The 20594-nt window shown below is 63.0% G+C and carries 20 protein-coding genes; 8 read left to right on the plus strand and 12 right to left on the minus strand.

Annotated features, from left to right (window positions below; genetic code table 11):
* Positions 1–7 precede the first annotated feature (7 nt).
* From PSH86_RS16815 to pedF, 9 genes are all read right to left on the minus strand, one after another.
* The gene (locus tag PSH86_RS16815; protein ID WP_109754239.1) at positions 8–1378 is read right to left on the minus strand and encodes a hybrid sensor histidine kinase/response regulator; all 1371 of its coding nucleotides are present in this window, start codon (positions 1376–1378) and stop codon (positions 8–10) included.
* Positions 1362–2519 (minus strand): alcohol dehydrogenase-like regulatory protein ErcA, encoded by a 1158-nt coding sequence (gene ercA, locus PSH86_RS16820; protein ID WP_109754282.1) that lies wholly within the window; start codon positions 2517–2519, stop codon positions 1362–1364. Before ercA ends, PSH86_RS16815 begins: the two co-directional genes overlap by 17 nt.
* 132 nt (positions 2520–2651) lie before the next feature.
* Positions 2652–2723 (minus strand): pyrroloquinoline quinone precursor peptide PqqA, encoded by a 72-nt coding sequence (pqqA, locus tag PSH86_RS16825; RefSeq protein WP_003243383.1) that lies wholly within the window; start codon positions 2721–2723, stop codon positions 2652–2654.
* 279 nt (positions 2724–3002) lie between these two features.
* The gene (locus tag PSH86_RS16830; RefSeq protein WP_116832538.1) at positions 3003–4523 is read right to left on the minus strand and encodes an aldehyde dehydrogenase family protein; all 1521 of its coding nucleotides are present in this window, start codon (positions 4521–4523) and stop codon (positions 3003–3005) included.
* 294 nt (positions 4524–4817) lie between these two features.
* Complete coding sequence (locus PSH86_RS16835; RefSeq protein WP_109754241.1) at positions 4818–6593, minus strand: PQQ-dependent methanol/ethanol family dehydrogenase; 1776 nt, start codon at positions 6591–6593, stop codon at positions 4818–4820.
* Between the two features lie 289 nt (positions 6594–6882).
* The gene (locus PSH86_RS16840; protein WP_305483762.1) at positions 6883–7818 is read right to left on the minus strand and encodes a quinoprotein relay system zinc metallohydrolase 1; all 936 of its coding nucleotides are present in this window, start codon (positions 7816–7818) and stop codon (positions 6883–6885) included.
* 16 nt (positions 7819–7834) lie between these two features.
* Entirely contained in the window at positions 7835–8593 is a 759-nt protein-coding gene (locus PSH86_RS16845; RefSeq protein ID WP_116832540.1) for a quinoprotein dehydrogenase-associated SoxYZ-like carrier, read from the minus strand.
* Between the two features lie 10 nt (positions 8594–8603).
* The gene (locus PSH86_RS16850) at positions 8604–9479 is read right to left on the minus strand and encodes an ABC transporter substrate-binding protein (protein WP_134924505.1); all 876 of its coding nucleotides are present in this window, start codon (positions 9477–9479) and stop codon (positions 8604–8606) included.
* Between the two features lie 5 nt (positions 9480–9484).
* Positions 9485–9946 carry a cytochrome c-550 PedF gene (gene pedF / locus PSH86_RS16855; protein WP_109754245.1) on the minus strand — a complete coding sequence of 154 codons (462 nt, stop codon included), beginning with the start codon at positions 9944–9946 and terminating at the stop codon, positions 9485–9487.
* A gap of 254 nt (positions 9947–10200) precedes the next feature.
* Between pedF and exaA the strand changes: the two genes are divergently transcribed.
* Positions 10201–12057 carry a quinoprotein ethanol dehydrogenase gene (gene exaA, locus PSH86_RS16860; RefSeq protein WP_232200903.1) on the plus strand — a complete coding sequence of 619 codons (1857 nt, stop codon included), beginning with the start codon at positions 10201–10203 and terminating at the stop codon, positions 12055–12057.
* Positions 12058–12219: 162 nt separating this feature from the next.
* On the plus strand, positions 12220–12864 hold the full coding sequence (locus tag PSH86_RS16865) for a pentapeptide repeat-containing protein (RefSeq protein WP_232200904.1): 645 nt from the start codon (positions 12220–12222) through the stop codon (positions 12862–12864).
* Between the two features lie 186 nt (positions 12865–13050).
* Here PSH86_RS16865 and PSH86_RS16870 read toward each other — a convergent pair whose 3' ends face one another.
* Genes PSH86_RS16870 through PSH86_RS16880 form a run of 3 tightly spaced genes read right to left on the minus strand, consistent with a single transcriptional unit; the run spans position 13051 to position 15211 of the window.
* Positions 13051–13689 (minus strand): response regulator transcription factor, encoded by a 639-nt coding sequence (locus tag PSH86_RS16870; protein ID WP_109754248.1) that lies wholly within the window; start codon positions 13687–13689, stop codon positions 13051–13053.
* Positions 13689–14942 (minus strand): histidine kinase, encoded by a 1254-nt coding sequence (locus PSH86_RS16875; RefSeq protein WP_305483763.1) that lies wholly within the window; start codon positions 14940–14942, stop codon positions 13689–13691. Before PSH86_RS16875 ends, PSH86_RS16870 begins: the two co-directional genes overlap by 1 nt.
* A 2-nt stretch (positions 14943–14944) precedes the next feature.
* Positions 14945–15211 carry a hypothetical protein gene (locus tag PSH86_RS16880; protein WP_109754250.1) on the minus strand — a complete coding sequence of 89 codons (267 nt, stop codon included), beginning with the start codon at positions 15209–15211 and terminating at the stop codon, positions 14945–14947.
* A gap of 154 nt (positions 15212–15365) precedes the next feature.
* On the opposite strand from PSH86_RS16880, the gene PSH86_RS16885 reads away from it, so the two are divergent.
* The 6 genes from PSH86_RS16885 (at position 15366) to PSH86_RS16910 (ending at position 20575) form a co-directional block, all read left to right on the plus strand.
* A complete protein-coding gene (locus PSH86_RS16885) occupies positions 15366–16532 on the plus strand; it encodes an ABC transporter substrate-binding protein (protein ID WP_163858452.1) in 1167 nt (388 codons plus the stop codon).
* A 26-nt stretch (positions 16533–16558) separates the two neighbouring features.
* Positions 16559–17548 (plus strand): YVTN family beta-propeller repeat protein, encoded by a 990-nt coding sequence (locus tag PSH86_RS16890; RefSeq protein WP_116832546.1) that lies wholly within the window; start codon positions 16559–16561, stop codon positions 17546–17548.
* Complete coding sequence (locus PSH86_RS16895) at positions 17545–18276, plus strand: ABC transporter ATP-binding protein (RefSeq protein WP_109754253.1); 732 nt, start codon at positions 17545–17547, stop codon at positions 18274–18276. Before PSH86_RS16890 ends, PSH86_RS16895 begins: the two co-directional genes overlap by 4 nt.
* On the plus strand, positions 18273–19067 hold the full coding sequence (locus PSH86_RS16900) for an ABC transporter permease (protein ID WP_305483764.1): 795 nt from the start codon (positions 18273–18275) through the stop codon (positions 19065–19067). The genes PSH86_RS16895 and PSH86_RS16900 overlap by 4 nt, the downstream gene beginning before the upstream one ends.
* Positions 19068–19317: 250 nt before the next feature.
* Entirely contained in the window at positions 19318–19851 is a 534-nt protein-coding gene (locus PSH86_RS16905; RefSeq protein WP_305483765.1) for a PQQ-dependent catabolism-associated CXXCW motif protein, read from the plus strand.
* 58 nt (positions 19852–19909) lie between these two features.
* Positions 19910–20575, plus strand: coding sequence for a response regulator transcription factor (locus tag PSH86_RS16910; protein ID WP_053122521.1), 666 nt, complete (start codon positions 19910–19912; stop codon positions 20573–20575).
* Positions 20576–20594 lie beyond the last annotated feature (19 nt).

The raw sequence follows: 20594 nt of genomic DNA on the forward strand, positions 1-20594 counted from the left end.
AGGGCCGCTACCCGAGCATCTGGCTCAACACCGCCCGCAACTTGCCAGGCTTGACCGGTTTGTTGAGCAGCGGCGCACCCAGTTTGCGCAGGGCGCGGCGGCATTGGTCGCTGCGGTCGGCGGTGATGATCACTGCGGGGATCGCCTGCTGGAAATGCTCGCGCAGGTGCTTGACCACTTCACAGCCCACGACCCCATGATCCAGGTGGAAATCCGCCAGGATCAACTCCGGCGCGCGTTCTTGTAGCACGTCGAGGGCGCCCGCTTCGTCGGTGGCGGTCAACACTTCGCAGCCCCACTGCCCCAACAGCGCAGCCATGCTTTGCAAAATGCTCAATTCGTTGTCGATTACCAACAAACGCCGCCCTGGCAGCGGGTTGCCGGCAACCGCCTGTACGGGGAGCAGCGACACGGGCAGGGGCTTTTCGCTGGACAGCGGCACCTCGATGCTGAACACCGAACCACGTCCCGGCCGAGAGCGTACCTGGACCCGATAGCCGAGGATGTGGGCGATGCGTTCGACAATCGCCAGCCCCAGGCCCACGCCTTTGCGGTCCGCCGCCCGGCCGACGTCGAGCTGGTTGAATTCAAGGAAAATCGACTCCAGGCAATCGGCAGCGATGCCACGCCCGGTATCCCAGACTTCAATGCTCAATTGCCCTCCCCGGCGCCGGGCCGCCAGGAGAATACCGCCCTGATCGGTATAGCGGCAGGCGTTGCTCAGCAGGTTGCGCAGGATACGGCTGATCAAGCGCAAATCGGTCAGCACCGCTTCGTCGCCAAACCGCGCCCGCAGGTCCAATCCGGCGGCGCCGGCCACCGATTGAAACTCTGAAACCAGTGGCCCCAGCAACTCATCCAGCCGATACGGCGCCAGGTCGGGCTTGACGGCGGCTTGATCCAGCCGGGAGATGTCCAGCAGGTCGGTGAGCAGATCTTCGGCCCCTTCGAGCGCCTGATGGGTCCGTTCCACCAGCACATGCTCGGCGGTAGGCAACTGGCGTTCGCGCAACGTGGCGATCAGCAGGCGGGCCGCGTTGAGTGGCTGCAACAGATCATGACTGGCGGCGGCCAGGTATTTGTCCTTGCTGCGATTGGCGGCCTGGGCGGCGTCCCGGGCATCGCGCAACTGCTGTTCGATCAACTCGCGCTGGGCGATCTGCTGCTGCAGGTTGTGGTTGGCCTCCAGCAACGCATCGGTGCGCTCGGCCACTCGCTGCTCCAGCTGATCATTGAGCTGTTGCAGGTGTTGCCGGGCCTGTTCCAGCTCATCGAGGCGCGCCGCCAGTTCCGGGTAGTGACTCTTGCGCGTTGAATGGTTGCCCAGCCCCAGCAGCCCGGCCAGGGCTTTTTGCTGCTCGTCAGAGGGCTTCGCCATAGACGACCTCGACATCCCGCTGGCTCGACTCCCGAGGATTGGTAAGGATGCACGGGTCATCCATCGCATGTTGCGACAGGAACGGAATGTCCGAGGTGCTCACGCCATGCAGGCCCAGGGTCTCGTGAAAGCCGATGGTGTGCTTGAGGGCAATCAGGTGCTCCACCAACCGGGTGCGGATCTGCCGGTGGTTGAGCCCTCGGCAATCGATGCCCAGCGTCTCGGCAATCACCTTGAAACGGTCCGGCGCCGAGTTGTAGTTGAACGCCACTACATGCTCCACCAGGACCGCGTTGCACAAGCCATGGGGTAAATCGAGGAAACCGCCCAGGCTATGGGACATCGCGTGAACTGCACCGAGAATCGCGTTGGAGAACGCCAACCCGGCCTGCATGCTGCCCAACATAATCTTTTCCCGCAGGGCGATGTCCGCCGGGTTGGCGATCATTTGCACCAGGTTGCCGTTGATCAGGCGCATCGCTTCCAGCGCATGGGGGTCGGTCAGCGGGCCGTGGCCGGTGGACACGAAGGCCTCGATGGCATGTACCAAGGCGTCGATGCCGGTACAGGCGGACAGGAACGGGTCCATGCTCAGGGTGGTTTCCGGGTCGATCAGCGATACATCCGGTACCGCCGCCTTGCTGACGATGGAAAACTTCATTCGTTCTTGCTGGTTGGAAATGATCACGAACTGCGACACGTCAGCCGACGTCCCCGCCGTGGTGGGAATAAGGATCAGCGGCGGACTGGGTACATGCAGGGTATCGACGCCTTCGAACTCAAGAATGTTGCGGCCATGGGCAACGACGATGCCGATGCCTTTACCGCAATCCATCGGGCTGCCACCACCCACCGCGACGATGACATCGCAATGGTTTTCCCGGTAAAGGTCGGCACCGAGCATCACTTCCTCGACCCGCGGATTGGGCGAGACCGCGCTGTAGACACAGTAATCGATGCCTTGGGCCTGGAGACTGGCTTCGACGTCAGCCACCCAACCGGCGGCGATGACCCCGGGATCGGTGACGATCAGCACCTTGCGTGCACCGAAGGTCTTGGCGTAATTGCCGACATTGTGCCGACAACCGGCACCGAACATGATTTCAGGGGAAACGAACTTGCGCAGCGGGCTGAGGCTCATTTTTTCAGGTACGTGGCTCATCGGTAAGCCTGTTGTTATTGTCTGGGAATACCTTGAGCCTAAAGCATCCCGCTGTGAATGCAATCAGACCAATGGGTAGCCCGGCCTGAACGCTCCAGGCCGGGCCGGCACTCATCGGTTGGCGAAGTACATCGTCACTTCAAAGCCAATACGCAGGTCGGTGTACGCGGGTTTAGTCCACATGGGTCTTTCCTCTTCTTGTACCGGGCGATTCCGGCAAGTCATTAATGCACGCTGTACCCGGCGTTCGAATGCTACTTTCGAAGCGGTGGGTGGGGTGCGTTGGTACTACTGGAAAAACGAACACCTGTGGCGAGGGAGCTTGCTCCCGCTGGGCTGCGCAGCAGCCCCAAAGTAATCATTAAGCACTCAAACGCAATGCCTTGAAGAAGGGGGCGCTTCGCGCCCCAGCGGGAGCAAGCTCCCTCGCCACCAGGTTCGGTCAGTTACGTTTTCGGGGAATCAGAAGAACCCCAACGGATTGATGTCGTAGCTCACCAGCAGGTTCTTGGTCTGCTGGTAGTGGTCGAGCATCATCTTGTGCGTCTCACGGCCCACGCCGGACTTCTTGTAGCCACCGAACGCGGCGTGCGCCGGGTACAGGTGGTAGCAGTTGGTCCAGACGCGACCGGCCTTGATCGCCCGGCCCATGCGGTAGGCACGGTTGATGTCGCGGGTCCACAGGCCGGCGCCCAGGCCGAACTCGGTGTCGTTGGCGATGGCCAGGGCTTCGGCTTCGTCCTTGAAGGTGGTCACGCCCACCACCGGGCCGAAGATCTCCTCCTGGAACACACGCATCTTGTTATGCCCCTTGAGCAGGGTCGGCTGGATGTAATAGCCACTCGACAAGTCGCCCTCCAGATGCTCGGCCGCACCGCCGGTCAGCAGTTCGGCGCCCTCTTCCCGGGCGATTTCCAGGTAGGAGAGGATCTTGTCGTATTGCTGCTGGGAAGCCTGGGCACCGACCATGGTCTCGGTATCCAGTGGGTTGCCGCGCTTGATCTTGGCGATTTTCTTCATCACCTCGGCCATGAACGGCGCATAGATCGACTCCTGCACCAGGGCGCGGGATGGGCAGGTGCAGACTTCGCCCTGGTTGAAGAACGCCAGCACCAGGCCTTCGGCGGCTTTTTCGATGAAGGCTGGCTCGGCCTGCATGATGTCTTCGAAGAAGATGTTCGGCGACTTGCCGCCCAGCTCCACGGTGGACGGGATGATGTTCTCGGCGGCGCATTTCATGATGTGCGAGCCGACCGGGGTGGAACCGGTGAAGGCGATCTTGGCAATGCGCTTGCTGGTGGCCAGGGCTTCGCCGGCTTCGCGGCCGAAACCATGGACGATGTTCAACACACCGGGAGGCAGCAGGTCGGCGATCAGTTCGATGAAGACCGTGATCGACAGCGGCGTCTGCTCCGCCGGCTTGAGCACGATGCAGTTACCTGCGGCCAGGGCCGGGGCGAGTTTCCAGGCGGCCATCAGCAGCGGAAAGTTCCACGGGATGATCTGCCCGACCACACCCAGCGGCTCATGGAAATGATAGGCCGTGGTCAGTTCGTTGATCTCGGCGGCCCCGCCCTCTTGGGCGCGAATGCAGCCGGCGAAGTAACGGAAATGGTCAGCCGACAGCGGTACGTCGGCATTGAGGGTTTCGCGCACGGCCTTGCCGTTGTCCCAGGTCTCGCTGATGGCGAGGACTTCCAGGTGCTGCTCGATACGGTCGGCGATTTTCAGCAGCACCAGGGAACGGTCCTGCACCGAGGTCTTGCCCCAGGCGTCGGCTGCGGCGTGGGCGGCATCCAGGGCCTTGTCGATGTCGGCGGCGCTGGAGCGTGGGAACTCGGCGATGACTTCGCCGTTGACCGGGGACGTGTTGGTGAAGTACTCGCCATTGACCGGCGCGACGAATTCGCCGCCGATGAAATTGCCATAACGCGGTTTGAAGGAAACGACGGCGCCTGGGGTTCCGGGTTGTGCGTAGATCATGATGGGCCTCTGCCTGGTCGATGCCTGTCACGGGACAGGCGATAGGCCGATGGTAGAGAGCCCCGCCAGCCGGACGAATGCGTCGTTGGCAGGGGGGACTCTCGTTATTTGGTCGTAGGTTTCAAGCATTGGGACGAGGTTTTTTGGTGAAACGACGCATCGCCCCTGTGGGAGCAAGGCTTGCCCGCGATGAAGGCGATGCGGTCTCTCAGGTAACCGAGGCGACTGCATCGCGAGCAAGCTTTGCTCCCACAGAGCAGTCGCCACAAGGGCTGCACCCGCCCCAGATTCAGCTCAGCGCTTGGCCACCAAGTCCTTTGGCAACTTGAAGGTCCAAAGCATGCCGCCCTGGTTGAAGTCCTTCACGCGCTTGGCCACTTCGCCGCCCCACAACGGCACCGCGCCGCCCCAGCCAGAGACCACGGAGACGTATTGCTCGCCGTCCATTTCCCAGGTGATGGGCGAGCCGAGCACGCCGGAACCAGTCTGGAATTCCCAGACCTTTTCCCCGGTCTTGGCGTTGAACGCTTGCAGGAAGCCTTCAGGCGTACCGGTGAACACCAGGTTGCCCTTGGTGGTCAGCACCCCGCCCCACAGCGGCGCGAAGTTCTTGTGGCGCCAGACTTCCTTGCCGGTCTTGGGGTCGATGGCCCGCAGCACGCCGATGTAATCTTCGTTCAGCGGCTTGATGGTGAAACCGGCGCCAAGGAACGCCGCGCCTTTCTTGTAGGCGATGCCTTCGTTCCAGATGTCCATGCCCCACTCGTTGGATGGCACGTAGAACAACCCGGTGTCCTGGTTATAGGCCATCGGCATCCAGTTTTTCGCGCCGAGGAAGGCCGGTGCCACGAATACCGAGCTGCCCTTCGCTTCGCTGCCCGGCGCGCCCGGACGGCTGGCCTCGTTGTAGATCGGCCGACCGTCCTTGTCCAGGCCAGTGGCCCAGGTGATCTTGTCGACAAACGGGAAGCCACGGATGAACTTGCCGTTGGTGCGGTCGAGCACGTAGAAGAAGCCGTTACGGTCGGCGGTGGCCGCTGCCTTGATGTCCTTGCCACCGTCCTTGTAGTTGAACGAGATCAGTTCGTTGACGCCGTCATAGTCCCAGCCGTCATGAGGCGTGCTTTGGAAGTGCCACTTGATGGTGCCGTCGTCCGGGTTCAGGGCCAGGCGCGACGAAGAATAGAGATTGTCGCCAGGACGCAGGTGGGAGTTCCACGGTGCCGGGTTGCCGGTGCCGAACAGCAGCAGGTTGGTTTCCGGGTCGTAGTAGCCACCCAGCCAAGGCGCGGCACCGCCGGTTTTCCAGAGATCGCCCGGCCAGGTCTTGCCGGCCTCGCCGCCGGAAATACCGTTCTCGACCGCCTTGCCGTCCTTGTAGACATAGCCCATGTGGCCTTCCACGGTTGGACGGGTCCAGAGCAGTTCGCCATTTTTCGGATCATAGGCGCTGATCTGGCCTACCACGCCGAACTCGCCACCGGCCACGCCCGTGATCAGCTTGCCGTTGACGATCAACGGCGCGGCGCTGATGGAGTAGCCTTCCTTGTGGTCGGCCACTTTCTTGCTCCACACCACTTTGCCGGTGTCCTTGTTCAGGGCCACCAGCTTGGCGTCGAGAGTGCCGAAGAACACCAGGTCGCCATACAGCGCCACGCCACGGTTGATCACGTCGCAGCAAGGGCGGATGTCATCGGGCAGGCGCGCATCGTACTGCCACAGTTTCTTGCCGGTGCGCGCGTCCACCGCGAATACCCGCGAGTAAGAACCGGTGAGGTACATCACCCCGTCCTTGATCATCGGCTGGGCTTGCTGGCCACGCTGCTTTTCGCCGCCGAAGGAGAACGCCCAGACCGGGCGCAGGTCCTTGACGTTATTGACATTGAGGGTATCGAGCGGGCTGTAGCGCTGGCCCTGGACACCCAGGCCGTTGGTCACGACCTGTTGCGGGTTTTTCGGGTCCTGGAGAATTTCCTGATCGGTCACGGCTGCAAGGGCCGAACCGGACAGCAGCATGGCACTGAGCAGCAGGCTCACGGCGAAGGGTTGGCGACGTGCGGGATGACTCATGACGGCTACCTCTGCGGTTATTGTTATACCCGGGAATTTTTCCCGGTCTGCCACAGATTCTTGGGCTCGGGGCCGCTGCCAACAATTGCCCGCTGTGTTGAGTTTTCTAGTTCCTTGGTACATGTGGAGGAGCAGCGCCCCCCCCCCCGTGGCGAGGGAGCTTGCTCCCGCTGGGGCGCGCAGCGGCCCTGAAAATAGCCCAGCCAATATTGATGGCCAGAGTGACTGATAACAGGGGCTGCTGCGCAGCCCAGCGGGAGCAAGCTCCCTCGCCACGGGACAGCCTGAATCATTCGGGTTGGGTGTCCACCCGCTTCATCCCCGCCCGCTCGTAACGTGGATAGAGATGACTGACGCTGCGAATCAACTCATAACGACTCAGGCTGATCCCGGCAAAGCGCTCAGGAATGGGGCTGCGGATCATCTCGGCCATGTCGTCGCCCCGGGCCGCGCCGTCGCGCATCAGTTGGTCGAGCCAGCCCAGGTAGTCGCGCATCTGCAAGAAAGGCCGGGCATCGGTCGCGACCGGGCCGTGGCCGGGCACGATCTGCTTCCAGGGCAAGGCCTGCAAGGTGTCCAGATCCCTGAGCCAGACTTCGAGTCCCGGACTGTTGGGAGTGGTCAAAGCGCGTTCGTAGAACACCAGGTCGCCGGCGAACAGCACGCCAGTGGTTTCGTCGAAGATCGCCAGGTCGGCCCCGGTGTGCCCGGCCAGTTGCAGCAGTCGCAAGGTATGGTTACCCGCCTTCAACACACCGGGCTCCAGCACCTGGGTTGGCAACACCACCTCGGTGCCGCGCATCCAGTCGCCCACCAGCCGGTACATGTTTTCCGCCAGCGCATCGCCCTGTTGCCGCAGCAGGTCCGTGGTGCCCGCCAGGGCCCCGATGGGCGCGTCACTGAAAGCCTGATTGCCCAGTACATGGTCGGGGTGATGATGAGTCAGCAAGACCTGGATGATTGGCTTATCGGTGGTCGCGGCAATGGCCTGGCGCAGCGCCTCGCCGTAGCGCTTCGACGGCCCGGTGTCGATCACCACCACGCCGGCATCGGTGACAATGAACGCGGTGTTGACGATGTTGCCGCCGTTGGCCTTGGCAAAATTCTCGGTGCTGCCTTCCAGCAGCCAGGTGCCTTCGGCGATCTGCCGAGGCTTGAGCGAATAGTCTGTTCCGGCCCACGTCGGTAGACACAGACTCAGGAAGATCAGCAACAACCAGCGCATGGCGCGCTCCTTGTAGTCAGGGAATCGCCGCTTCGAACGCATTGCCGCTGTTATCGTGCAGCAACAGGCGGGTCTGCCCGGGGCCTTGGATGTCGAAACCCAGGTTGGGGTTTTCGCTGACTGCCGGGAACAACTCCAGGCGCGCCAGGACCTGGCCGTCGGCGTCCAGCAGTTGCGCCTGGTTGAGGAAGAATTCCGGGATGCCGCTCACCAGGCCGTTATCCATCGGATGGGCCACCTGCAGGCGCAGGCGGCTCGACTCGCCCCGGGGATAGCGGGCCCCCAGCACCTCGCCCAAATGCTCCTCCCAACCCGGTTGGGTGCGCACTACGCTGGGTGCGGTGCAGCCACCACCGGCGGCATCGATCAGGGTCGAACCGACGTGCCACAGGCCATCGCGGGTCTGCACCGCCGCGCGCAGCGGGGTGGCTTGTTCGATACGAATGCGGATCGACAGCCAGGGCAGCACCCGCGCTCCGGGTTGGAAGTCGACGATTTTCGGCAACGGGTTCAGCTCGGCCCAGGCCAACACTCGTACGACGTCGCCGGTAAAGGCCCGGGCATCGATTTCCAGTGGAACCTGGCGAGCGTCTTCGGCAAAGGGTGGTGCCAGCAGCCGCACCCGGTCGTCGAACACGAACGGCGCGTCGCCCAACAGTTGCTTGTGATAAAAGGCCCACATCACCGACGGCACCGGATCCTTGCCTGGCTCGACAGCCGCCCACGCGATCATCGGCAGACTGCACCACAGCAGGCACCACACGAGCCATTTCATCCCTGCGCTCCTATTGGTACATCTCGGGCACGTCGTAACGCAGGCCGTAATGGGCATAGACCGTCTTGACGCTGCCGTCGCGGATCAAGCCTTCCAGCGCCTCTTCCACCGCATAGGCCAACTGACGGTTGCTTTCGTGCACCGCCATGCCGATTTCCCAGCGTTGCTTGCCCATGTTCGGGTAGGCATTTTCCGCCAGCGCCAGTTGCGGATCGGCCGCCTCGTGCACCTGCCAGTCGATTTCCCCACGCATGGCCATGACGGCGTCCACCTCCCCGGCCTGCATGGCCTTGAAGGCCTGGCCGACACCGGGATAATGGTGGGTCTTGGCGCTGAGCATGCCGTTGAACACTGACGTCAGGTAGAACGACGGCACGCTGTCGACTTCAACGCCAATGGGGTGTTGCTGGAACACCGCGACGCTGCCCACCGAATCCAGTCGGCGGCGGTCATATGCCACCTGCCAGCACTCTTGCTGATAAGGCCCGAACATCACCACCTGGGCATTTTCCAGCTCACCGATGTCGTTGCGCCTTTGCACGTAGTCGTGATCGTAGGGCACACGCATCATCAAGTCGGCCAATTGCCGATCGTGCAGCGGGCTGCTGCGCCAGATGTAATCACGCAGATCGTCGTCGAGCTTTTCGCCAGGCGGTGCCCAGATCAATTGCAAGCGCACGCCAAGCGCCTTGGCCAAGGCCTGGGCCAGCTCCACGTCCACACCCCTGGGTTGGCCGTGGTCTTCGAAACTGTAGGGCGCGAAGTCCTTGTAGACCGCCACCTTCAACTCCCCGGCGGCGATCATCTGGTCGTAACTGCGCACCTGCGCCTGCACCGCTTGGCCACACAAGAGCAAGCTGCACATTACCCACGCGAACAGGCGCATGGCGATCACTCCTCGACGTGCACGCTGTCGAGATAGGTGCGCACCGCCCACAAAGCTTCCTGACTCAGGTAATCGGCCATTTTCGGCATGTAGACCCGGCCGTCGCGCACCGCGCCGTGGCGGACGCGCTCGACAAACCACTCATCGCCGGCTTCGGCGGCGTCAAGCATGCGCAGGTCCGGGGCGATCCCGCCGGACTTGGCCTCCAGGCCATGGCAAGCCGCGCAGTTCTGGTTGTAGGCCGAGGCGCCGATTTCCACGGCTTTGTCACGCTCGGGGGAGTTGCGATACGGGTTCTGGGAAGCCCACCCATCAGCGTCCAACGGCAAGTTGGCGTCCTTGATCGGGGTCAGACCCTTGGTTTCCACTGCCTGGGGCACTACGTTGCCATGGGCCCATGCGGAGCCTGCGCCGATCAGCCCCATCAGCAGTGCGGTAGCGATGATGGCGTTGCGTTTAGTTGTCATTGTTATGCCCTCTGGATTGCACGCAAGACCTCTGTGAAGAAGCCGTGCCGTCATCTTAGGAACCCCTCTGCCCCAGCCGAATGCTGCTTTGGTGGCCGCGTTCTAGTTCCTTGGTAGCAAGCCATCCGACGCAGGTCGCAAAGACAGGCGGTTCGGGAAGTCTTCCCGGCGAAGGCGGGACTTTTTCCGTATCGGCCAGGCCATGGCGCGACTCACCCTAGTCAGGCCAAAACCTTTCACTGGGAACTGCCACCATGAGAATAAAAACGCTACCCGCCCTCTCTTCCTTGACCGTTGCCTTGCTGCTGGCCGGTAGTCTGTCGCTGAGCCCCGTGGCCAGCGCTGCCGTCACCTGGGAAGACATCGCCAACGATCACCTGACCACCAAGGACGTGCTGCAATACGGCATGGGCACCAACGCCCAGCGCTGGAGCCCGCTGGCCCAGGTCAACGACAAGAACGTGTTCAAACTGACCCCGGCCTGGTCCTACTCGTTTGGCGACGAGAAGCAGCGCGGCCAGGAGTCCCAGGCCATCGTCAGCGACGGCGTGGTGTACGTCACCGGCTCGTATTCGCGGGTGTTCGCCCTCGACGCCAAGACCGGCAAGCGCCTGTGGACCTACAACCACCGGCTGCCGGACAACATTCGCCCGTGCTGCGACGTGGTCAACCGCGGCGCGGCCATCTATGGCGACAAGATCTACTTCGGCACCCTGGATGCGCGGGTGGTCGCCCTGGACAAGAACACCGGCAAGGTGGTGTGGAACAAGAAGTTCGGCGACCACGCCGGCGGCTACACCATGACCGGCGCCCCGGTGCTGATCAAGGACAAGACCAGTGGCAAGGTGCTGCTGATCCACGGCAGTTCCGGCGACGAGTTCGGTGTGGTCGGGCAACTGTTTGCCCGCGACCCGGACACCGGCGAAGAAGTCTGGATGCGCCCCTTCGTCGAAGGCCACATGGGCCGCCTCAACGGCAAGGACAGTACGCCGACCGGCGACGTCAAGGCGCCGTCCTGGCCCGACGACAAGACCACTGAAACCGGCAAGGTCGAAGCCTGGAGCCACGGCGGCGGCGCACCTTGGCAGAGCGCCAGTTTCGACGCCGAGACCAACACCATCATCGTCGGCGCGGGCAACCCCGGCCCGTGGAACACCTGGGCGCGCACGGCCAAGGATGGCAACCCTCACGATTACGACAGCCTCTACACCTCCGGCCAGGTCGGTGTCGACCCGAGCACCGGCGAGGTGAAGTGGTTCTACCAACACACGCCCAACGACGCCTGGGACTTCTCCGGCAACAACGAGTTGGTGCTGTTCGACTACAAGGACAAGGACGGCAAGGTGGTCAAGGCCACCGCCCACGCGGACCGCAACGGTTTCTTCTACGTGGTGGACCGCAACAACGGCAAGCTGCAGAACGCCTTCCCCTTCGTCGACAACATCACCTGGGCCAGCCACATCGACTTGAAGACCGGTCGCCCAGTGGAAAATCCCGGCCAACGTCCGGCCAAGCCATTGCCCGGCGAAACCAAGGGCAAACCGGTGGAAGTCTCGCCGCCCTTCCTCGGCGGCAAGAACTGGAACCCCATGGCCTACAGCCAGGACACCGGGCTGTTCTACGTCCCTGGCAACCAATGGAAAGAGGAATACTGGACCGAGGAAGTGAACTACAAGAAGGGTTCGGCCTACCTGGGCATGGGCTTTCGCATCAAGCGCATGTACGACGATCACGTCGGCAGCCTGCGGGCGATGAACCCCACCACCGGCAAAGTGGTCTGGGAGCACAAGGAAGCACTGCCGTTGTGGGCCGGCGTGCTGGCGACCAAGGGCAACCTGGTGTTCACCGGTACCGGCGATGGTTTCTTCAAGGCCTTCGACGCCAAGACCGGCCAGGAGCTGTGGAAATTCCAGACCGGCAGCGGCATCGTCTCCCCGCCCATCACCTGGGAGCAGGACGGCGAGCAGTACATCGGCGTGACCGTCGGCTACGGCGGCGCCGTGCCGTTGTGGGGCGGCGACATGGCCGAACTGACCAAGCCGGTTGCCCAGGGCGGGTCGTTCTGGGTGTTCAAAATTCCGAGTTGGGATAAGGCGACGGCGCAGAAATAACTGCTCCAACCTGGGCTCCGACTGCATCACGGGGCGGAGCCACACCACAATCCCCTGTGGGAACGAGCCTGCTCGCGATCGCGGAGTGTCAGTCAATATCAATGCAGGCTGAACCACCGCGATCGCGAGCAGGCTCGCTCCCACAGTTACCGAGTTCCAGCCATGAAATATTTGCCTGTTGTGCTCCTGCTGATCATTACCCATGCCAACGCTGACGACACCGAAACACCTCTGACCATCAACGGCTGCCTCATCGCCGAAGCCAGTCAATGCCCCGGCGCCAACCTGCGTGGCGCAAAACTGGCGAACCAGGACCTGCGCAAAATGAACCTCAGCGGTGCCGACCTGCGCAACGCCGACCTGCGCCATGCGCGACTGGACCTGGCCAACCTTGAAAAAGCCCAGCTACAGGGCGCCAACCTGACCCGTGCCAGCCTGCAACAAAGCAACCTGCGCCTGGCGGATTTCACTGGCGCGACGCTCAAGGCGATCCAGGGTTGGGGCTTGTTCGCCCAGGGTGCGCAGTTCCAGCGTGCCGACCTGACCGCAGCCTATCTTCAGTTCGCTCGCTTGTCCGGCGCGCGACTGCACGAGGCCAACCTGCAAGCCGCTGACCTGGAAATGGCCTGGCTGAGCAAGGCCGACCTCAAGGGCGCCGATCTGCGTGACGCCAACCTGCAAGAAGCCAAACTCGGCGAAAGCAACCTGGAACAGGCCAACCTCAGTGGCTCTCGTCAGCATTACGGGAATTTTCAGGATGCGAACATGCAGGGTTGTACGGGGTGCCCGACTTCCTGGGATCAGTGAAGGCTCTGGAGCACATAAACCCTGTGGCGAGGGAGCTTGCTCCCGCTGGGCTGCGAAGCAGCCCTCAATAAGGTCAACTCAATGGACCTGATGCACCGAGGTGCCGTTTTTTGGGGGCGCTTCGCACCCCAGCGGGAGCAAGCTCCCTCGCCACAGTGGATCGTCATCGCCTGGGAATGAGGGTTTTCACCCCGCCACCCGCACCACCCCCATATCAATCCCCAGGTGCACCAGCTCGGCATGGGAGCTGACCTGCAACTTGCTCTTGAGCAGCGTCAGGTGGTTCGACACGGTCTTGGCGCTGATGCACAGCTGTTCGGCGATGGTGCGTGCGGGGGTGCCCTTGGCGAGCATGACGAAGATCTCCAACTCCCGTTGGGTCATGCATTGCAGGCGTGGGTCGACATCGTGCCTGGAGCTGGCGCAGGCCAGTTGCGTGGCCAGGGACTGTTCGATGTAGGCATGGCCGGCCAGCACCCGGCGTACCGCTTCCACCAGCACCTGGGGCGCCGAATTCTTGGTCAGGTAGCCCATAGCACCGGCGTCCAGCGCCTGGCGTACCAACGGCAATTCATCGTGCATGCTGAAGAACAGCACGCGCAGTTGCGGCAGGCGCTGGCGTAATCGCCGCGTGGTTTCCAGGCCGCTGATACCGGGCAGGCCGAAGTCCATGATCACCAGGTGCGGCACCTGCTCCTGCACCAGGCTCAAGGCCTCCTCTCCGGTGGCCGCTTCGCGGACCAGCAGGTCCGGCATCAACACCCGCAGAAGGCTGGCATAGCCCTGCCGCACCACCGCGTGGTCATCCACCAACAAAATGTTCATCACGCCTCCAAGGCAATATTCAAGGCCAGCGCCCAACCGGCGCCAGGCTGGCTGATGATGCGCAACTCGCCCCCCAGGCTGCGGGCCCGCTCGGACATCGAGTGCAAGCCAACGCCTGCTCGTGCCGGTTGCGTGGCCCCACGGCCATTGTCACGCACCAGCAGGCGCAAGCGTCCGGCACGGTGTTGCAGGCGAATGCGCACCTCGCTGGCGCCCGCATGGCGGGCGACGTTGGTCAGGGCTTCCTGCAACAAGCGATACAGATGGGTCTTGTCGGCACCGGACAACGGCGGCAACGCCTCATCGATCGACACCCGACAGGCAATGCCCTGGGTCTTTTGCCATTGCCCCGCCAACACCCCTATGGCATCGCTCAACGACAAGTGCTGCAACACCACCGGGTACAAGTCATGCACCAGCGCCCGGAAGCCATGCTGCAAATGCTCGCAATGGTCTTCGAGCTGGCTGACGGTCTGCTCCAGCGCTTGCGGCTGGTTTGTCACCAGGCGCAGCAGGCAGGCATGAGCGCGAATGCCGGCCACGTATTGGCCCAGGTCATCGTGCAGGGTCTGGGCCAGCCGGGTACGCTCCTGTTCCTGCACCGCCAGCAAGGCCTGGGTGAGCCGGGCGTTGTCAGCCTGGGCCTCGGCCAGGGCGGCGGTCATGCGGTTGAAGTACCTCGCCAGTTGCTGCGCTTCCGGGAGCCCCTCAGTGCCCAGGCGTACCTGCAGGTTTCCGGCAGACACCTGACGCAGCGCCTGCAGCAACTCATCGAGCAAACGCATGCCCCGGCGCACCGCCCAGCGGATCACCAGCAGGCTGAGCAACAGCGCCAGGGCGCAAACGCCCAGTAGTTGCACCAATGAATCGAGAATCTCGTCGATTTCATCCCGAGGATCGACGGCAATCCAGGCCCGCCGACCATCAGGCAAATCCACCACCTGGGCGACGGGCCCGTCCTCCAGGAGTCGACGCCCGAACCAGGCCTTTATCCCTTTCTCATCCGCCGGAAACAGCTCCCCAAGGGCCAACCAGTGGACCCGCACATGACGCAGGCTACCGGTCAAGCGCATCTGGAGACTGGCCGGGTCGCGCTCGGCGGTTTCGCGCAGGTAATGCACCACCGACTCGGCCGATTGCAGTTCTCGTCTCACATCGGTCGTGGCTTGGTGCAACAACAGGACGGCACAGGCCAGGGTGACCAGGGCGAAAAAGGCTGACACCCAGAGGTTGATGCGCCAGAAGGCTGACATGGTTAGCGGCCCATTGCCGGGATGAACTCACATCCGCGCCGGACACAAATCCCTTGTGGGAGCGAGCCTGCTCGCGAAAGCGGTGGGTCAGTCGACAATAATGTTGGATGTGAGGCCGCTATCGCGAGCAGGCTCGCTCCCACCGGGGTTACGGGGTGGCCGCAGCTTTTATGTCCATTGCACCCGATTTTTTTACCGGCCAGCCGGTCAACGCCGACCAGGCTCAGGATCAGCAGAAACGGCAGCAGCAGCGCTTTGAGAATCCGCATGGTCGTCCCTCCTGGTCAATGACGATGCCTTGCATGCTAAAACCCCGGCCGCCAAGGCGAGTTACTACCTTGGTACTGCACCGGCGGTACTTTCTACATATTTCCCCCGCCCCCCTGGCTTCCTATGCTGGCGCTACCCGCAATGGAGGATGTCATGCGCCGGCTCGTCAGTTACGCCTTGGTTTCTCTGCTGGCAGCGGCAACCGCTCACGCTGGCGATGCCACACCGCTGCAAGTGCGCATCGGCTACCTGGGCTATCGCCCCGACCCCGGCCCGCTACTGTCCAACGTCATTGCCGAACCGGCCGATGCCGGCTTGCGCGGTGCTGAACTGGCGATCATCGACAGCAACAGCACCGGACGTTTTCTCAATCACGACTACCGCCTGGAAAGCGCCAGCGTCGACACTCCCGAAGCGCTGCTCCAGGCCGCCCGCGCCCAACACGACCAGGGCCTGCGGCTGTTCGTGGTCAACGCACCGGTCGCCAGCCTGCGCCAGCTCAGCGCCGCCCTGCCCGACAGCCTGCTGTTCAACGCCGGCAGCCCCGACGACAGCCTGCGTACCACCGACTGCCTGGGCAACGTGCTGCACAGCCTGCCCGACCGCGCCATGCTCGCCGATGCCCTGGTGCAATTCAGCGTCGTGCGTAAATGGCAGCGGGCCTTGCTGATCGTGGGCCAGACGCCCGAGGACCAGGCCTATGCCGCCGCATTACGCCGGGCGATGAAACGCTTCGGCATGAAGATCGTCGCCGAGAAGGCCTGGCAGTTCGACAACGACCAGCGTCGCAGCGCCCAGGCCGACATGCCGCTGTTCACCCAGACCGCCGAGTACGACGTGGTGCTGGTGGCCGACGAGCGCGGCGACTTCGGCGAATACTTGCCCTACCAGACCTGGTACCCACGCCCGGTGGCCGGCACCCAAGGGCTGACGCCCACCGGTTGGCACAAGACCGTGGAAACCTACGGCGCGGCGCAGTTGCAAAAACGCTTCGAAGCCCTGGCCGGACGCTGGATGAACGACCGCGACTTCGCCGCCTGGATCGCCGTGCGCAGCATCGCCAGCGCGGTGAGCAAGTTGCGTCAGGACGACCCGTTCGCCATCCGCCAACTGGCCCTCAGCGACCAGTTGCCCCTGGACGGTTTCAAGGGCCGCAAGCTCAGCTACCGGCCGTGGAACGGCCAACTGCGCCAACCGATTCCCCTGGTCCAGCCCCGGGCATTGGTCAGCACCTCGCCCCAGGACGGTTTCCTCCACCCTACCAATGAAATGGACAGCCTGGGCTATGACCAGCCCGAGGTGAGCTGCCGTTACCCCTGATCGATAACAACAATAAGGAAACCGCCATGCGTCGCTCCCTGATTTACCCGGCCCGGCTCTGCCAAGCCCTCGCCCTGGGCGCTGCCCTGCTGGCCGCTGGCCCCGCCGCCGCCAGCATCGCCTGGGTCTCCAACGAGAAAGACAACAGCCTGAGCCTGATCGACATGCAAAGCCTGCAAGTCATCGACACCCTACCGGTGGGCCAGCGCCCCCGAGGCCTGTTGCTGTCCCACGACAATCGCCTACTGTACATCTGCGCCAGTGATTCGGACCGGGTCCAGGTGATGGACGTCGCCACCCGCAAAATCATCAAGGAACTGCCCTCCGGCAAAGATCCGGAGCAATTCGCCCTGCACCCCAACGACCGTTGGCTGTATGTGTCCAACGAAGACGATGCGCTGGTGACGGTGATCGACACCCAGACCTCCGAAGTGCTGGGCCAGATCGGCGTGGGTGTCGAGCCCGAAGGCATGGCCGTGAGCCCTGACGGCAAGTGGGCGGTCAACACCAGTGAAACCACCAACATGCTGCACTGGATCGACACCAGCACCCAGACCCTGGCCGACAACACCCTGGTGGACCAGCGGCCGCGCTTCGTCGAATTCAATCGCGACGGTACGCAGCTCTGGGCCTCGGCGGAGATCGGCGGCACGTTGACCGTGCTCGATGTGGCTACGCGTAAAATCCTCAAGACCCTGACGTTCCAGATCAAAGGCGTGCACCCGGACAAGGTCCAGCCGGTGGGCATCAAGCTCAGTGCCGACGGCAAACTGGCGTTCGTCGCGCTGGGCCCGGCCAACCATGTGGCGGTGATCGACGCCAAGACCTTCGAAGTGCTGGATTACCTGCTGGTGGGCCGCCGAGTCTGGCAACTGGCGTTTACCCCGGACCAGAAGCAACTGCTGGCGACAAACGGCGTCAGCGGTGACGTCTCGGTCATCGATGTGGAGAGCCGCAAGGTCCTCAAGTCGGTGAAAGTCGGGCGCTACCCTTGGGGCGTGGTGGTTACGCCATGAACGCCCTGGAAGTCAGCGACCTGAGCTTTGCCTATGGCGCACGCGAAGCCCTCAAACAGATGAGTTTCAGTCTGCCCGCCGGACGTTTCGCCGCGCTGCTGGGACCCAACGGGGCCGGCAAGTCAACGCTGATCGCCCTGCTCACCCGGCTGTATGACTTACAGCACGGCGACATCCGCGTTGGCGGCCACTCCTTGCAAAAGTCACCACGACCGGCCTTGCGCCAGCTGGGCGTAGTGTTCCAACAGAGCACCCTGGACCTGGACCTGAGCATTGAACAGAACCTGCGCTATCACCTGGCGCTGCACGGCTTTTCGCGACGCCAGGGCGCCGTCCGCATCGACGCCGAACTGACCCGCCAGCACCTGACCGAGCGGCGCCACGAGCGGGTGCGCGACCTCAACGGCGGCCATCGACGCCGGGTGGAAATCGCCCGCGCCCTGCTCCATGAACCGCGCCTGTTGCTGCTCGACGAACCCAGCGTCGGCCTCGATCCGGCCAGCCGCCTCGCCCTGGGCCTGCACATCCGGCAACTGTGCAGCGAGCAAGGCATCAGCGTGCTCTGGACCACTCACCTGCTGGACGAAGTGCAGCCCAGCGACGACCTGTTGATCGTGCATCAAGGCCGCCTGGTCGCCAGTGGCCGCGCCGATGCCGTGAGCCTGGAACACGGCGGCAGCCTCGGCTCAGCCTTCACACTCTTGACCGCCAAGGGAGTCCACCCATGAGCGCGTACTGGTATTGTTTCAGCGGCATCGTGACGCGCGAATGGCTGCGCTTCGTGCTGCAACGCACACGGCTGCTCAGCGCCCTGGTGCGGCCACTGCTGTGGCTGCTGGTGTTCGCCGCCGGCTTTCGCGCGGCCCTGGGCATCGCCATCATCGCGCCCTACGACACCTACATCCCCTACGAGGTGTACATCGTGCCGGGGCTGGCCTGCATGATCCTGTTGTTCAACGGCATGCAGGGTTCACTGTCGATGGTCTATGACCGGGAAATGGGCAGCATGCGCGTCCTGCTCACCAGCCCCCTGCCCCGGGCTTTCCTGTTGGCAGGCAAGTTACTGGCGACCTCGTTGATCTCGCTCTTGCAGGTCTATGCCTTCCTCGCCATCGCCTGGTTGTACGGCATCCAGCCACCGACCATGGGCCTGCTGCTGGCCCTGCCGGCCTTGCTGCTGGTGGCGCTGATGCTCAGCGCCCTGGGCTTGCTGCTGTCCAATGCCATCCGGCAACTGGAGAATTTTGCCGGGGTGATGAATTTCGTGATTTTCCCGCTGTTCTTCCTGTCTTCGGCGCTGTACCCGCTGTGGAAAATGCAGGAAGCCAGCCCGTGGCTGTACTGGCTCTGCGCAGTCAGCCCGTTCACCCATGGCGTGGAATTGGTGCGTTTTGCCCTGTATGAGCAGTTCAACCTGCTGGCGATGGTGGTGTGCCTGGGGCTGACCCTGGTGTTCGCGCTGCTGGCGGTGTGGACGTTCAATCCGCAGCATGCGGCGTTGCGCAAGGCCGGCAGCTAACGCCTCGTTGCACAGTCTGTGGGAGCAAAGCTTGCTCGCGATGGCGGCGGTTCATCCAGAATTGATGTTGACTGGCACACCGTTATCGCGAGCAAGCTTTGCTCCCACAGGGTTCGGTGCATGTTCTCCATGTCGCGCGGGTCTTTAACACTCAAATTACTACTTTAGTACCGGTTTTCCTGTCTATGGTCGCATTCACAAGACCTCGACCCTGGCATGTAATGGGCGCATAACAAAAAGGATAAATCCTATGCCCCGTTTGCTGGCGATCCTCCTGCTGGGCCTGGCGCTGAATGTCGCGCAGGCCGATACCGCGCTGTTTTCAGCACAGGGCTATCGCATCGCCCAATACCGCAGCCCGACGCCCGCCACCGTCGACGGCGCCCAGACCCTTGACACCCAGGCCCTGCAACACCTGCTTGGCCAAGCCTCACCCCCGATCCTGATCGACGTCTATCGCCGCCCCTGGGTCCAGGGACGTTTCATCGACAGCGAACCCCATGCCAACCTCCCCGGCAGCCTGTGGCTGGCCAATACCGGTGACGGCGATCTCGACCCCACCTGGCAGGCCTACTTCAGCCATCACCTGCGCACGGCCACCGGCGGGCGGCTGGATCTACCGCTGGTCTTTTATTGCCGCGCCGATTGCTGGCTGAGCTGGAACGCGGTAAAACGCGCCGCGGCCATGGGCTATAACCATGTGTATTGGTACCGCGATGGCCTCGATGCCTGGGAGGCGGCCAACCTGCCCTTGCAAGCGGCCCGGCCCGAACCCTTTCCATGATCATGCAAAAGTGCGTGCAACTGCCCTGCCCCACACGACAATAACGAGGTGAATGGCCATGTATAAAATCCTGATAGCCGACGATCACCCACTGTTTCGCGAAGCCATCCACAACGTCATCAGCGACGGTTTTCCTGGCAGCGAGGTCATGGAGACCGCCGACCTGGACAGTGCCCTGGCATTGACTGCCGAGCACGACGACCTGGACCTGATCCTGCTGGACCTGAACATGCCCGGCATGCACGGGCTCAATGGCCTGATCAACCTGCGCAACGAGGCACCTACCATTCCCGTGGTGATCGTCTCCGCCGAGCAGGACAAGCAGGTGGTGCTGCAGGCCATCACCTATGGCGCGGTGGGCTTCATCACCAAATCCTCGCCACGCTCGCAGATGACCGACGCCATCGAGCAGATCCTCAACGGCAACGTGTACCTGCCGCCCGACATCATTCGCACGCAAAAAAGCCCGATGGGCCGGCGCCTGAACGAAACCCCGGCGTTCCCGCCGGAACTGCTCCAGGCCCTGACCCGCAAGCAACTGCTGGTACTCGAACGCATGACCAAGGGCGAGTCGAACAAACAGATCGCCTACACCCTGGACATCGCCGAAACCACGGTCAAGGCCCACGTCTCGGCGATCCTGCGCAAGCTCAATGTGCACAACCGGGTGCAGGCGATCCTCAGTGCCGGGGATATTGATTTCGGGGCTTATCTGCGGCGTTGAGGCGCACAACCCTGTGGCG

The organism is Pseudomonas sp. FP2300 (assembly GCF_030687595.1).
Classification (GTDB): domain Bacteria; phylum Pseudomonadota; class Gammaproteobacteria; order Pseudomonadales; family Pseudomonadaceae; genus Aquipseudomonas; species Aquipseudomonas bijieensis.

Coding starts and splice junctions, on each gene's coding strand:
- ercA (WP_109754282.1), bottom strand. CDS start 2,519: ATGAGCCTCAGCCCGCTGCGCAAGTTCGTTTCCCCTGAAATCATGTTC.
- PSH86_RS16885 (WP_163858452.1), top strand. CDS start 15,366: ATGCGCCGGCTCGTCAGTTACGCCTTGGTTTCTCTGCTGGCAGCGGCA.
- PSH86_RS16830 (WP_116832538.1), bottom strand. CDS start 4,523: ATGATCTACGCACAACCCGGAACCCCAGGCGCCGTCGTTTCCTTCAAA.
- PSH86_RS16905 (WP_305483765.1), top strand. CDS start 19,318: ATGCCCCGTTTGCTGGCGATCCTCCTGCTGGGCCTGGCGCTGAATGTC.
- PSH86_RS16900 (WP_305483764.1), top strand. CDS start 18,273: ATGAGCGCGTACTGGTATTGTTTCAGCGGCATCGTGACGCGCGAATGG.
- PSH86_RS16875 (WP_305483763.1), bottom strand. CDS start 14,942: ATGTCAGCCTTCTGGCGCATCAACCTCTGGGTGTCAGCCTTTTTCGCC.
- exaA (WP_232200903.1), top strand. CDS start 10,201: ATGAGAATAAAAACGCTACCCGCCCTCTCTTCCTTGACCGTTGCCTTG.
- PSH86_RS16880 (WP_109754250.1), bottom strand. CDS start 15,211: ATGCGGATTCTCAAAGCGCTGCTGCTGCCGTTTCTGCTGATCCTGAGC.
- PSH86_RS16850 (WP_134924505.1), bottom strand. CDS start 9,479: ATGCGCCTGTTCGCGTGGGTAATGTGCAGCTTGCTCTTGTGTGGCCAA.
- PSH86_RS16835 (WP_109754241.1), bottom strand. CDS start 6,593: ATGAGTCATCCCGCACGTCGCCAACCCTTCGCCGTGAGCCTGCTGCTC.
- PSH86_RS16890 (WP_116832546.1), top strand. CDS start 16,559: ATGCGTCGCTCCCTGATTTACCCGGCCCGGCTCTGCCAAGCCCTCGCC.
- PSH86_RS16895 (WP_109754253.1), top strand. CDS start 17,545: ATGAACGCCCTGGAAGTCAGCGACCTGAGCTTTGCCTATGGCGCACGC.
- PSH86_RS16870 (WP_109754248.1), bottom strand. CDS start 13,689: ATGAACATTTTGTTGGTGGATGACCACGCGGTGGTGCGGCAGGGCTAT.
- PSH86_RS16910 (WP_053122521.1), top strand. CDS start 19,910: ATGTATAAAATCCTGATAGCCGACGATCACCCACTGTTTCGCGAAGCC.
- PSH86_RS16840 (WP_305483762.1), bottom strand. CDS start 7,818: ATGCGCTGGTTGTTGCTGATCTTCCTGAGTCTGTGTCTACCGACGTGG.
- PSH86_RS16815 (WP_109754239.1), bottom strand. CDS start 1,378: ATGGCGAAGCCCTCTGACGAGCAGCAAAAAGCCCTGGCCGGGCTGCTG.
- PSH86_RS16865 (WP_232200904.1), top strand. CDS start 12,220: ATGAAATATTTGCCTGTTGTGCTCCTGCTGATCATTACCCATGCCAAC.
- PSH86_RS16845 (WP_116832540.1), bottom strand. CDS start 8,593: ATGAAATGGCTCGTGTGGTGCCTGCTGTGGTGCAGTCTGCCGATGATC.
- pedF (WP_109754245.1), bottom strand. CDS start 9,946: ATGACAACTAAACGCAACGCCATCATCGCTACCGCACTGCTGATGGGG.